This is a genomic window from Planococcus chinensis, assembly GCF_020071995.1.
GTDB classification, from domain to species: Bacteria; Bacillota; Bacilli; order Bacillales_A; family Planococcaceae; genus Planococcus; species Planococcus chinensis_A.
Map to the genome: position 1 here is coordinate 1 of NZ_JABWTK010000019.1, position 12814 is coordinate 12814.

Here is a 12814-nt window from a genome sequence, read left to right on the forward strand (position 1 = left end):
TTGAGTACTACTCACGTTAATAAAAGTGCTTAGTAAACGATAGTATTTAAAACCCTGAAAACCTTGTTAAATCAACGGTTTCAGGGTTTTTTATTTGTTTTCTGCTTTGTGGAATATACTTTAATCCAGTAGTCAACTGGGGGAAGATTGGGGGACTTTTTATTAATCGCGTGGACAGCACTCTTATAAAATGAAAACCCTCTACCAGTTAATTGGCGGAGGGTTTTTCTTGCATTGAACCTAATTGCAAATAAACACGGATTAATTCTTCCGTCCGGTTTCTTAGTCTGAGGTTTAAGTATCGGCGCATATCTTGGTAACCATCGTGATAGAAGATATATTCTGTTGCGGAATCGCTACGACTCCCCTGCTCGATTTTTAATTTACGAGCTCTTAAGTATGCATGTGTTTCTCTCATATCTTTCTCCACACACTTAATGGCTTGATCGATTAACTCCTGGTACGGCCCTTTCAGTTTGAATCCGGCATCATCGACCAGTTTTCTATCTTTAGTAAGGACACTCAAAACCATTGGCAAGTAAATCATATTTTCAAATTGATTCATATCTTCTTGTGATATTAACGCGCTCATAGTAGAACCTCCATTTGTGTTGGTTCTTCTATTATAAGACAAAATAAAAAAGCCCTCTAGTTCAATAAAAGTGTTTACAAAGTTATCTTTTATATATATCATTATAGATAACAAAGATAACACTTATGAGGAGGATTTACATGACTACAGTACAGGAAGTAGAATTAGTAATGTTATTTCTAATTGAAGAAGATTTCGCGGATTATCCTGATTTAATCGAAGTGGCGCAACGGTGGCTGAGAAATGATGAAATCAAAACAAAACTTGTTTTAGCTCACAATGATTCGCTCAAAGACTTCGAAGGATTGGAAGAAGAAGGGCCTTCTATAGAAGAAAACATTTCATATTTTATTGAGCATCCATTTTTATTAGGGGATACAATTAGTATGGTAGGAATAAAAGAATTCGCGGAAATGATTGGATGGGATAAAGCACGCCTTAGCACTAAGTTTTCTCGGCAACAATCAGGAAAAAAAGTTAGACCTCGTCTTCCTGAACCCGTGCAAATACTTGCCTCCACGCCTTTATGGACCAAAGCCCAAGTTTCTAATTTTAAAAGAAGATTAAAATCTGAAAGTAAATAAAAAAAGCCCCGAAACTGTTTCCGCAGTCCGGGGCTTTGCTGTGTAGTAATACTATTATTCGTTCTTACTTTAATTTAGGCGCAAGTCCAGCTGCACGCATTGCCAAGACAATTGCTTCTTCCCGAGTTACGGGATCATGCAGTCGTGTGCCGTCTGTCACTCCGATACTTTTTGCTTTATCAATTGTCGCCTTTGCCCATGCTGACGGTTCATTAGTTTTCTCCACTTTTGGTTTCTCCTTTGGTTTTGGTGCTGGTTTCGGCGCCGGCTTGTTCAGCTTTGCCACTCTCGCGCTTACTAAGCTCATCGTAGCCTTTCCAGCAATACCATCTACTATCAATCCGTTTTGGTGTTGAAACGCTCTTACAGCCTTCTCCGTGCCAATTCCGTAGATGCCGTCCACAGATAGAGGGAAGCCAAGTTTATTTAGATTACCCTGCAGCAACTTAACGCCTGGCAGGTTATCACCTTTCATGAAGTAGTCGCGTACTTCTGTGGAAGGCTTAGGCATTACCGCAGGCACCACTTGCCCTTTCAATTCCGCTACCTTCGCCACGATCCGATTGCGTACACTTGTTGCTCTTCCTTCATCTAATACACGATGCGGGCAATTCTTCCCTGACCAATCACGATGCCATTTCACGCGGTCGATGCCCCACCCTTTATCCTTGAGGATATGAGCAATGTATTCAATCGCATTTTCTTCCGCTGCTGCATACTTCGGCCCGCCACTTTTCGAGTAACACACTTCAATACCAATTGACTTGCGATTACCAGCGCCCTGACCGTCACCTGCGTGCCAAGCTGACCGGCTGAACGGAATGGCTTGTACTACGTGTTTATCGTCAATAGCGACGTGATACGAAGTCTGATTGCTGTTATTCGTCATGTAGCTGATTTCACCTAATGCGGTTGCATCATTGGCTGTATTGTGGAAGGTAATGTACTGCGGATCCATTGCATACGGCGCTTTGATTGGATACTTGGAAGCTGGTATAAACTTGTTGATGATTTCGTATGCCATATTAATATCCGCCTTTCTTCGGCTTGTTATAACGCAAGGCCTGTGGACTATCGCTAGTTCCGTCTGTCGTCGGATCTGATACCACGCCGAGCAACACCAAGATACTTAAAACCGTGTTGAAGATGCCTGTCGCCTGTTCCGAGAATGCTTCTGTTAAACCGTAGCCAAACGCTGCCACAACTTGTTGCAACAGTATTAGCACCAACGAAAAAAGAGCCACTAGAAATGGCCCATGTTGGAATCTTATTTTCCAGTTGATATTCATTTTATTTCCTCCCTTATTTCATAAGTAGCCAATCCTGCACCAATAGATAGAGAATGCCCCCGCCGCCTAAAACCTTCAATAAGATACCCGCCACTTGATTCGCTCTGTGCATCTTAAACTCATGCTTGCGTTTCGATTCCGATTCTTTGAATCCCGTTACCTGTTCGATAAATTCCCACTGCCGATCCGTCTGCGCCTGGTACGATTGGCGGGTTTCTCGGTTTTCCTTCATGATGGTATTTTCTAAGTTGATGTAGCTGCTTTCCATCTTGGCGATACGTTCCTCTTGCCTTGATTCGTTTTCCAGTATCTTTTTTATGTTTTCCGCGTGATCCAGTGTCGCGCTCTCCAATGTTACTATTCGTTCGTCGTGATTTTTTAACTGTTCATACATATATAACCCCCCTACGGTTACAATTTATTTCCTTTAATATCGTAGCCACGTTGCCGCAGTCCTTCTTTTACGCTTGCGCGGTAATTTGTCGGTACGGAATAGTAACTCATTTGCTTCCAAATAATTAAACGCACGTAGATCAATGTCATGTTTCCCCTCCTTCCCCACCCTGTGGAAAACAAAAAGAGCGCCTATTCAGCGCTTTTTAAAACCAATTTTGGTTTCATTCCTTCAATCACCACTTTATAATCGCTAATATTCGCCGCCATTTCTTCATCGATCAAAAAGAAGAAAGGAAACGGATCACTTTGTACGATATTCACGCCCATTTGCGCATCAATAATATTTCCTTCTTCATCAACGTTCACAAATAACTGTATGTTTTTAGTCTCTTCCACCATTTATCCCTCCAACCATTTCCGCGATACCATGGCATACGCGCTTTTTCCTTCAACTTCGCTGCGTATCCGAATCTGGAAGCTGCCAGGTTGTCCTGTAGGTACGCCTAAATCCACCGTTAACGTGTACCCGTCAAGTGTGCCGGGACTATATTCGTCTGATTGTGCTGTATAAGCAGAAGCAACTATTTCGCCGTTTCGCCAGATTTCAAAGTGTGCTGTGTTGCCTGGATCCGCAAGTACGCGATACCGAACTTTTAAATAGCGTGCCTTGTGCTCGAATGAATATTGGTTGAAATCCACAGATTGTTGGCTTCGTGTGCTCAACCATTGCGCGTAAGAACGTTGTACCAAGGTAACCCCCGGACTGTGGAAGGTAGGCTCTGCGCCTTGAATGTTTACATCGAACGCGCTCATTCCGTTGCTGATGATTTTGAAGCCGTCTGGACGTTCAATCGTTACGGCTCCTTTTGCTATATACAGGCCGGCAGAACTCAACTTGACGTATTTCGTCATGTCGCTTGGGTTATAGGCCCACAATCCTGTACCATCCCAAAAGAATAAGTTTTTCTCTCCTTGAATCGTTACATTGTTTGCGCGAAGCACGCCCGTTACGATTTCATCTGCAACGATACCAACTCCGGTCATGGCGGTGCGATATGTTACGCCGCCGTTTGTCGAGAGCCCGATGCCCGCCGATGTTAAACGAACCATAATTAATGGGTTTTTCGGGTCTTGCAAAGTGATGCCTTGCCCTGGCGGATACTGTACTTCCGTCAAACTGTTGTTAATGGCTTCCGCTGCTGTCCGAATCGCTTCTGGCAACACGTTATAAGGCAACGGTTCTCTGCCATCAAACAGCCGGTCTACGCGCTTTGTCGTTTGCGCGAATCGGGTTGTCACATCGGTTAATTTGTTCCGTAAATTCGAGAGCGTTACAGCCGACTGCCGGGCTTTCCATTTGCGGTCCGCATACTCGAATGTTTCTGTAATTTCCACCACTCGCGCTTCCACTTTGATTTTCATTGGATCGTAGAAAATATAACCGCGATCCCCTTCATTTTTCACTACGCCATCCACAGTTGAGATGTCGACCGTGATGGAGAGCTGCGGTTCGGAAACCAGCGTTTTAGCTAAATGCGCGTCCATCCCTGCCACTGTGGACAAACTTTCGTTATATACTGCGCTGGCATGCAGCTCGCCAAATAGTTCAACGTTTGACCGATATTCGCGCTCTATTGGATACTTCCCAGCATCGTTCGGAGTGCCGCCAAACCCGCGTATTATTGTGGCTAATCCTTCCGTATCCACTTGCTTCTCAATTGATTTGATGTTGTGCTTCCAGCGCAATTGAAAGCCGGTATCCTGACCGATTTTACGTTTTAAGTAGACGCGCATGCCTATTACTTCAAACTCGGCACCATACCTTTCCAGCACTTTCTGGAACAACGCCAGGCAATTATCTGAACCGAAATTCTCGAATTGTTCCGCCGTGAAGCTATCCACAATCGAGAAGCTATAGGCAGTTGGCCCGAACACGCGCTGCAATGCCGCTGCAAAAGTTTGTGAGCCGGTAAACGTTTCGTACTGGAAACTGTTTATCATGTCATCGAAGAAACTGTGGACGGCTTCTGCTGTCTTGATTGATACACGCCCCACACTCTTCTCCTGTACCTTCTTGATGATGTACGGCTCGCCTTGGAACGTGAATCGCGATTCGGTATCCACGGATTCAAACGAATGTCCATTTGTTTCTGTGGGAATAACCACCAACGATACTGTCTTTTCGCCGTTCACTTTACGCGAGCGCACCGCCGTTTTTATGCCGGTCACTTGCCGCGTTTCGCCCATAATATCCGTTATGGCAATCATGCTTTCACCTCATTCTTTGCATAGAAAAAAGAGCATCCGAATGGACACTCTTCATCTGTTTTATTCATTTTTGTTACCGCGCAGTTTGTTCCTACACTTGTTCTTTAAAATCGTATAAGACACCTTGAGACACGAAAGCTTTTGTACCACCATGTAAATCTACTAATTGTTCTAGCTGTTCGATAGTCGGAAGATCATCTAAAAATAAAACCTGAGGATTGTAGCTATCCCCTAATATAGTTACCATATGTTTTTTATTCAATTCTACACCATCTCTCTTTATTAATAGTAATAGCTTATCAAAAGAGGGAAATAAAGTAAATATAGCAAAACGAATGTATTGCTACAATTGTTTCAGAAAACTTTCTATGCGTCTCGCCATAATTTTATGTCCTTCATTATTGGGATGAAGTCCATCTGGAATAAAGGTGGTTTTTATATTAGGATCGTTGGGATATATGCCGCCCCCATTTAACATATCCAAAACCGGGATCGAATATTTTCCACACACTTCTTTCACCGCATTCACATAACTTGTCATCTTGGCGACGTCCATACCTTCACGCTGCATAGGTGTAATAAATCCGATTTTCTTGCCCGGATATTTCTGAATTAACCCCAAACACAGGACATTCAATGCACCCATAAAAGTTGTTTTATCCACGCTGTTGATCGTACCTAAAGGGACATTGCTGCCATAGTCATTCGTACCACCGAAAACGGTAATAATATCGGCATCATTCGGCATATTCGCAAACCTTTCGCTCATAGGGTTTGTTTGTCCTTCAATCACCGCAATGCGAGTTCCTGAAATTCCGTGATTGCTTATGCTCATCCCGTACTTTTTAGAGATAATTGCATGATACGGAATGGTGGCACTCATTGCTTCGGTTAGGCTATCCCCTAGCACACTCCATTTCTTCCCGCTCAATTCACTATTCACGACAATATCATTGGAAAGGGTATAAGTTTTCTGTTCAAAAGGAATATATGCAGATGGAAATATCGTTCCCTTTACCAACATGTCGGAGTCAATATTAGTATAATACACCGTTATGATTGCGTATTTAACACCCGATGGAACAGTAAAAGGATTGGACGCAACTCCATCTAACCCTACAATAAATTGTTTGTTCTCATCCCAAAAAGTTACATTCCCGGCAGTTTTGTGAACGTACTTCTCCCCAACTACCACCTCAATAAAATCACTGGCTAAGTAGCTGGTACTGGACACAAAAACTCCATCCGAATATCGATAATACCCTGTTTTTTTAATTTTTGTTTTATCTAGCAAGTTTGGAGAAGGGGTAATATTAATGATATCCAACTTTTCCGCCGTTACACTCTTATTGGCGATTTTTTGGGTAGTAATACTATTATCTCTTATAATAATCGACTGTGGATCGAGATTCGGAATAGTCGTCCCTTCTACAAAAACATCATAGAGTTGCAACACATTCCCCTTGTTTACCTGATAATTAGCTCTTCCCGTAGGATAATGCACCCTTATATATGCGGTCGTTTCCCCAGTTACTACGCTAGTAACACTATCAGTTTGTTTAATATGAGCTTTTGAAGAGTTGTATTCCACAACTCTACTTGAAGCCGAAAAAGAATATGGAGTGTTAGGGTCAACTTGGATAAAATCAGAGGCATCATAGGAAGGGTTGGCGTACAGACTGCCTGATGAGTTGATTATATATCCAGTTGAAGCTGTATTTACATTAAACAAGTTATTGCTTAATATCTTTTTATTAGCGAACGTTGTTTTTTCTGGAGTTACAGTTTGATTGCTTAATCCTGTACTTTGATAAGTACCTCCAGCCGCCCACACAGAACCAGTCCAGTAATACCACTTACCATCAGCAGTTACTACATAAACACCAGTTGTTCCAGTAGGGAAAGCTGTTTGTAAGGAGGTAAGTGTGGCGTATGTTCCTTTTGGTGAACCACTGACGATTTGCCCGACTTTCGAATCAACGTAACTGATATCCGCTTTATTCGTAACCAACCCTTGCACTTCTGACTTCTTAGCCGTTTCTGCCAACTGCGCGGTAACTTGATCGATCGCCGTAGGGCTAAATTGGTCCGTTTTAATCCATCCGGTGCCCGTTTGGAAACGGTAAATAGTTGCTTCCGTATTGACCCGCACCGTATCACCGTGAGCCGGATTCGGGTACGTTGAATTGCGAAGCGCTACGGTATCCACAGCAGGGAGCCAACGTGTTTTGTTTTCCGCCGCCACTTTCTCCGCTTTTTCCGCCGCCACTTTTGCTTGTTCGATATAAAGCGGCCCGTCTTGCAATGCCACTTCAATCAGCATTTTTTCTCTAGCTGTGGGATTGTGCAGCATTCTTAAATCTTTTGCCACTTCATAATTGAAGCTAATGGTGCTCACACGTTCTTCATTGCCGTGCAGCTGAACCGTCGCTCTGACTGTGCCAGCTACTGCGGTCGCTTCCGCCGGTAAATCGAATACCACTTTATCATCGCCTTGGATGACGCCCACAGTTTCGAATACCTGCCGATCTGGACAAAGATTGACGAGCACAGCTTTCGTGACTTTGCTCATGTTCATTGGCACACCATTATCCTGGACGCTTACGATAAATGTGCTGGTATCGTTTGCCGTGATGACTGGCTTGCCGATGTGTTTCTTTTGCTTAATATCCGCTTCGATTTGAAACGTATTTGTTAAAAAAGCCACAGCGTTCCCTCCTTCTGTTGTTTAGAGATATAAAAAAGGGAAATCGAAAGTAATTTCGAAACTCCCACTCAATCCTGTTACTGTGAAATTATTGATGCCCGGTGCCAATGAAATCAATCCGAACTCCGGACCCGTTGCGCCGACGATGTTCACGCCATTCCGTTCCGCTTTCACGCCGTCGATTGTAATAGTGTCACCCGTTTGGAACGTGCCGCGATATCGCCATTCCTCTCCTGTGGAAGAATTGATTAAGCGTATGTCGCTTGCTATTACCGATGAACCGGTTAATTTAATCGTAATTTTCAACGGGTAATTCTCCGGCTCCACTCGTCCGTCTCCTGCGTTGTAAATGGTGAACGTCGATGTGGTGCGCTTGTAATCCGCTTTGGATGCATTCCCGTTCAAACCGGCACTCATTAATAACGTTGTGGATTTGTACAGTTCATCGTTTAACGTATTGAATACGGAATAAGCGTAAGTTTGAGCAGAAACGAATTCCACCGCCCACTCGCCGGCCACAGCATTCAATCGTGTCAACGACTGCGTATCAATATCCACTTTCCATTTGCGTTCCGGCAAGTCCGTATCGATAACGTAAAACGTTTGAATCGGATCCAGTAGGGAAAAGATTTCATTCCGCAACACTTTATAGTCGCTGCGTCCATCCGCCAAATAAAAGAAGCGAGCCGATAACTTCCGACTCAACCTCCGTTTACCGAGCGTAATTTCCCCGTCCCATACGCTTTCCGTAATGCGTTCAACCTGTGGAGGGTCGGGTATGAGCTCCAACCATTTCACGCCGCGCATTTGTATTTCCTTCATGCTCAAATCGAATAGCTTGATACTCATATCCTTTCACCTCTCATGTATGCACTGCTTCTGGATGACCCGCCAAGCTGCGTATTGATGTCGCCACCAATTGCGCCAACCAATGCGCCGCCATCCATATAAACGTTTGAATCCTTCTGCAGCATTTGCATCAAGATTTCGTTCTGCTTCATTGTAGCTGCAAGTAAAGCTTTTAAAATGCTCTGGTCTTCGCTTGCGTTGCTGCCCACAGATGGTAATTGATTCGGACGCGTTACACCTTTATCGCCATTGCCGCCCATAATGCGTTTGCCAGCAAGTGCCAACAATTTCATCGCATCTGTACGCCGTGATGGATGCAACGGAATTACAACCTCTTCACGATTCTTTTCGCCGATTCGCACCAGCTGTTCCGACTTGACTAAACCGCCTGTCTCCAATCCGTAAGGATTAACGTTTACGCCGTTCTTCCGCACCTCATAGTGAAGGTGAGGACCCGTAGAACGCCCTGTCGAACCGACGGTACCGACTGCTTGACCGCGTTTCACGTTCTGACCGACTTTCACCAAGTTCCGGCTGTTGTGCTGATACAAACGGTCCATAATCCCACTCTTAACGCGTACATAATTACCGCGAATCGAATGATAGCCCGCTTGAATAACTTTACCGGCTGCCTGCGCTGGAATTAACGTGCCAGAAGGCGCGCCCCAGTCATCCCCTTGGTGCATCTGTCCGATACCTGTAACCGGGTTGATCCGGAAGCCGCGACGTGATGTTAAGCGGAATTTTGAGCCGAAGCCGTGCCCGCTGCCGGCCATTGTGCCGGAGTTGTCAAGTTGTCTCTTAATGAAGCTGATCGCGTTATCTTTTACTTTCGTATAAGCGCCGCCTGCCATATTACCAGCAAGTGAGCCGCCTTTCGGTTTCGAAATGCCAAGAAGCTCCAATGCTTTATTCAGCAACTTGCCAGGATTCGTTGCATAGTCCCACACATCGAAAGCCACATCTTTCACTTTGCCGCCTAGTTTTTTCGTACCTTCCCACGCCTTATTAAGGAAGTTTCCAACCCCGTTCGCGTATCTTGGTACTTCGCCTAGCAGCTCTTTCGTTTTCTTCGCAGAGAGCACTTGTGTGCCTTTTGGCAGGTTAATTAATGTCTCTGTGGATGGACTAAGTGCAAGCTCTCCTGATGGCGTCTGAATCAATTCACGCCCTGCATTTGAACCGATACCATCGCCGACCATTGCTAAACCGCCCGGATGACCGTGTGTACCGTGAGCGTATTTGGGAACCGTCCATTTCGGAATGTTTTTATCCTTATCGATTCCGATTTTACCAAGTACCCAGTTAATCCCGCCGATAACGCCGTTGACGCCTTTGCCAAGCGTGCTGGCTAAGTTGTTAACAACACGGTTAACGCCATCTTTTACTTTAGATGCCATTGATCCGATACCATCACCAATGCGCCGTGGTAAGTTCTTGGCCGCGTTTACAATGTCATCGAATTTACCTTTGACCGCAGTAAAAATATTTCCGAACACGCGTGAAGTCGTATCTTTCAACGAATTCCATGTGCCGCTCACCTTACTGAAGATATTGCCGACTATTCTCGAAATGTAACTGAAAATGTTACTGAAAATCGATTTAAAGAAATTAAAGATACCCGAGAAAATGGAACGCGTGATATTAAATATGGAAGTCCACATGGATGATATAATCCGGAAGTAACCCGTCACCGCGCCAACAATCACATCTTTAATAAATCCAAAAATACTCTTGATGAAGTTCCATATCCCTTGGAAAACGCGAGTTGTGGTAGTGGCAATGGCTGACCAAGAACTCGACACCCCACTCTTAATGCCGTTCAACGCTCCCGTAAACATCGTTTTCAACGTTGCCCACATGCCAGCAAAGAACCCTCTGAACGCGCCGACGAACAACTTAACGCCACCCAGCACCTTACCAAAGAAGGTGAGTGAGATAAAATTCCACAGGAATGTGATGGCCCCGCTGAATAATTGCTTAACACCTTCCCACATCTTTGCAAAATCACCACTAAACAAACCGGCGAATATTTTAACCGCACCCATAATGACATCAAGCGCTCCGCTGATAACTCCTTTGATGTTGCCCCATACTGCACGGATCAATGCAAGCACTGCCGGCATGATAAATTGAATAACTGCGAAAATGCCTTTCATGACGATGCCGACCACAGTAGCGATATTTTCAAGCGCCCCGACAATCGTGCTGCTGTTTTCATCCCAAAATTGCTTGATTGTGGATAGCTGGTCTTTGAAGAAACCGACGACCGCTGCAATCGCTGGTTGTAACATAGCGAGTGCTTGTGAAGCCAATTCTTTCACTTTGGCAATCAAGTTGCCGACTACTTCTCGGAACGATTCGGAATTCTTGTACAGCGTGACAAATCCAATAGCTAAGGCTGATATAATTGCAACTGTAATCCCGACAGGCCCCGTAAGAGCCGCTAAACCTAACCGCAAGTATTTCAGCAACCCGCCAGCTTCCGCAATTTTAAGTGCCAGTGGTGCGAGTGCCGTCATCATACCGCCGACCATGCTAATAAACGAACCGACTGCAATTAATACCGGCCCAATAGCTGCTGCGATTCCAGCAAATACGACCGCCATTATTCTTCCTTTTTCGGATAATCCGGCAACCCAACCCGATATGCCTTCCACAGTTGATTCAATCTTAGGCATCACGCTTTCGGTAAATCCGAGCAGTGTTTCGCCGATTGGCAGTAGTGCGGATTTCGCATTGCGCCATACCGACTGCCAGCGTTGAGAGAAACTGTTTTCAAGGTTTTCCGACATGGTATTCATCGTGCCATCTACGCCTTCAAGCCCTTCACCTATGCCACCAAGTGCGTACATCGCATCCGCTTCTAGATCTTCCCACTTCGTTCCGTATAAACCGACGCCAATCTCATTCGCCTTTACCTGATTATCCATTCCGGACAATTCAGCAAGCACAGCGTTGGAAACATCTTTAACCGTCCCGTCACCTTTAAGGAAGGCTTTCCAAACGCCATTGGTTTCCTCGGATAGCTGTTCCATTGCATCTGTGGAAGCCTTAGAACCGTCCTTCACGCGAATCTGAAACTCTTTCATAACATCGTTTACGTAATCTAAGTTATAAACGCCAGCTTCCGAACCTTTCTGCAGCAATTCAAAATACTCTTCTGCCGAGAAGCCCATATTGCCAAATAGCGTGGAATATTCGCTTAGATTATCAAACATTTCATTGGAAAAGTTGAGCCCGTTCTGTGCACCGTGAGCCATCAGATCAAACGCTTCTTGCGACTCGATACCAAAACCTTTCATTAAGTTGTTACCGGCCCGCGTTACTTCGTTTACATCTGCGTCCCATGTTTGGCCCAGGATAAGCGCCTTGCGTGTGACTTCTTCCAAATCTTCATCGTTCAACCCTTTGATGTTCTGCTTCGTCTGCAATAAGGCTTGGTCGATTTCTTCCACAGATTCGCCAAAGCCATCTTTGTAGATGTTCCGCGCCACCGCCGTTAACTTCTCCGCTTCCTCGCGGGTTAATCCAAGCGTGTTTTGAATCTTTACCGCAGAGTTTTCTACATCCGCTGCCGCAATTCCAGTTCCGATGCCGAGCGCTGCAATTGGTGCTGTGACGTATTTCGTAAAGTTGGTCCCGACTTCTTTCATGTTGTCGCCAACTTTAGAAATTCGTTCGCCGCCTCTTTCCATCGAATCCGCTAAACGACCGAACGCACTCGCTGATACCTCTTGCTCGCGTTGAAACTCTTGAAATTCGCGCGTTGTATCACGAACTACACGTTGCAGATTATTGAAGTCTGAGACGTGATTGTTGTAGACAGTTGATGCACGTTCCGCTTGCCGCGACCCTTCGCCGTGCTGTTGGACCATCTTCTCGTACTCACGCCGTGCAGCTTCCACAGCTCTGCCTTGCAACTCTAATTTCTTATTCATTCCGGTCAATTGCGTCTGGTATTTTTCAACCGACTTTTCGCCACGGTCAAATGCGCTCATATTGGCTTTCATTTCACTGTTAACCGCTTTGAGTTTGGAATTCAAGGACTTCATCCCTTGGTCAATGCCGGTTGTATCCAGCCCTAACCCAATGGATAATCCTCGTATGACATCCGCCATTCAATTCC

Annotated in this window: 12 protein-coding genes; 1 reads left to right on the forward strand and 11 read right to left on the reverse strand. The window is 45.0% G+C overall.

The window, feature by feature from the left end:
• Positions 1 to 208: 208 nt before the first annotated feature.
• The gene (locus HU147_RS18555; protein ID WP_224077575.1) at positions 209 to 592 is read right to left on the reverse strand and encodes a hypothetical protein; all 384 of its coding nucleotides are present in this window, start codon (positions 590 to 592) and stop codon (positions 209 to 211) included.
• A gap of 140 nt (positions 593 to 732) precedes the next feature.
• Between HU147_RS18555 and HU147_RS18560 the strand changes: the two genes are divergently transcribed.
• Positions 733 to 1176: a hypothetical protein gene (locus HU147_RS18560; protein ID WP_224077576.1), complete on the forward strand. Its 444-nt coding sequence runs from the start codon at positions 733 to 735 to the stop codon at positions 1174 to 1176.
• Positions 1177 to 1240: 64 nt separating this feature from the next.
• On the opposite strand, the gene HU147_RS18565 is transcribed toward HU147_RS18560, so the two are convergent.
• The 10 genes from HU147_RS18565 to HU147_RS18605 form a co-directional block, all read right to left on the reverse strand.
• On the reverse strand, positions 1241 to 2200 hold the full coding sequence (locus HU147_RS18565; RefSeq protein WP_224077577.1) for a peptidoglycan recognition protein family protein: 960 nt from the start codon (positions 2198 to 2200) through the stop codon (positions 1241 to 1243).
• 1 nt (position 2201) lies between these two features.
• Positions 2202 to 2465, reverse strand: a complete 264-nt coding sequence (locus HU147_RS18570; protein WP_224077578.1) for a phage holin — start codon at positions 2463 to 2465, stop codon at positions 2202 to 2204.
• Between the two features lie 13 nt (positions 2466 to 2478).
• The gene (locus HU147_RS18575) at positions 2479 to 2859 is read right to left on the reverse strand and encodes a hypothetical protein (protein ID WP_224077579.1); all 381 of its coding nucleotides are present in this window, start codon (positions 2857 to 2859) and stop codon (positions 2479 to 2481) included.
• 17 nt (positions 2860 to 2876) lie between these two features.
• The gene (locus tag HU147_RS19465) at positions 2877 to 3008 is read right to left on the reverse strand and encodes a hypothetical protein (protein WP_263427926.1); all 132 of its coding nucleotides are present in this window, start codon (positions 3006 to 3008) and stop codon (positions 2877 to 2879) included.
• A gap of 42 nt (positions 3009 to 3050) precedes the next feature.
• Positions 3051 to 3257, reverse strand: coding sequence for a hypothetical protein (locus HU147_RS18580; protein WP_224077580.1), 207 nt, complete (start codon positions 3255 to 3257; stop codon positions 3051 to 3053).
• Between the two features lie 3 nt (positions 3258 to 3260).
• Positions 3261 to 5129: a phage tail protein gene (locus HU147_RS18585; protein ID WP_224077581.1), complete on the reverse strand. Its 1869-nt coding sequence runs from the start codon at positions 5127 to 5129 to the stop codon at positions 3261 to 3263.
• A gap of 91 nt (positions 5130 to 5220) precedes the next feature.
• On the reverse strand, positions 5221 to 5391 hold the full coding sequence (locus HU147_RS18590) for a hypothetical protein (RefSeq protein WP_224077582.1): 171 nt from the start codon (positions 5389 to 5391) through the stop codon (positions 5221 to 5223).
• A gap of 81 nt (positions 5392 to 5472) precedes the next feature.
• Positions 5473 to 7836: an SGNH/GDSL hydrolase family protein gene (locus HU147_RS19545; protein ID WP_224077583.1), complete on the reverse strand. Its 2364-nt coding sequence runs from the start codon at positions 7834 to 7836 to the stop codon at positions 5473 to 5475.
• Between the two features lie 21 nt (positions 7837 to 7857).
• A complete protein-coding gene (locus HU147_RS18600; protein ID WP_224077584.1) occupies positions 7858 to 8685 on the reverse strand; it encodes a phage tail domain-containing protein in 828 nt (275 codons plus the stop codon).
• Positions 8682 to 12806, reverse strand: a complete 4125-nt coding sequence (locus HU147_RS18605; protein ID WP_224077585.1) for a peptidoglycan DD-metalloendopeptidase family protein — start codon at positions 12804 to 12806, stop codon at positions 8682 to 8684. Before HU147_RS18605 ends, HU147_RS18600 begins: the two co-directional genes overlap by 4 nt.
• Positions 12807 to 12814 lie beyond the last annotated feature (8 nt).

Bases quoted from the DNA above. Each gene is read 5' to 3' on its own strand.
- HU147_RS18555 (WP_224077575.1), bottom strand. From the start codon at position 592: ATGAGCGCGTTAATATCACAAGAAGATATGAATCAATTTGAAAATATG.
- HU147_RS18560 (WP_224077576.1), top strand. From the start codon at position 733: ATGACTACAGTACAGGAAGTAGAATTAGTAATGTTATTTCTAATTGAA.
- HU147_RS18565 (WP_224077577.1), bottom strand. From the start codon at position 2,200: ATGGCATACGAAATCATCAACAAGTTTATACCAGCTTCCAAGTATCCA.
- HU147_RS18570 (WP_224077578.1), bottom strand. From the start codon at position 2,465: ATGAATATCAACTGGAAAATAAGATTCCAACATGGGCCATTTCTAGTG.
- HU147_RS18575 (WP_224077579.1), bottom strand. From the start codon at position 2,859: ATGTATGAACAGTTAAAAAATCACGACGAACGAATAGTAACATTGGAG.
- HU147_RS19465 (WP_263427926.1), bottom strand. From the start codon at position 3,008: ATGACATTGATCTACGTGCGTTTAATTATTTGGAAGCAAATGAGTTAC.
- HU147_RS18585 (WP_224077581.1), bottom strand. From the start codon at position 5,129: ATGATTGCCATAACGGATATTATGGGCGAAACGCGGCAAGTGACCGGC.
- HU147_RS18600 (WP_224077584.1), bottom strand. From the start codon at position 8,685: ATGAGTATCAAGCTATTCGATTTGAGCATGAAGGAAATACAAATGCGC.
- HU147_RS18605 (WP_224077585.1), bottom strand. From the start codon at position 12,806: ATGGCGGATGTCATACGAGGATTATCCATTGGGTTAGGGCTGGATACA.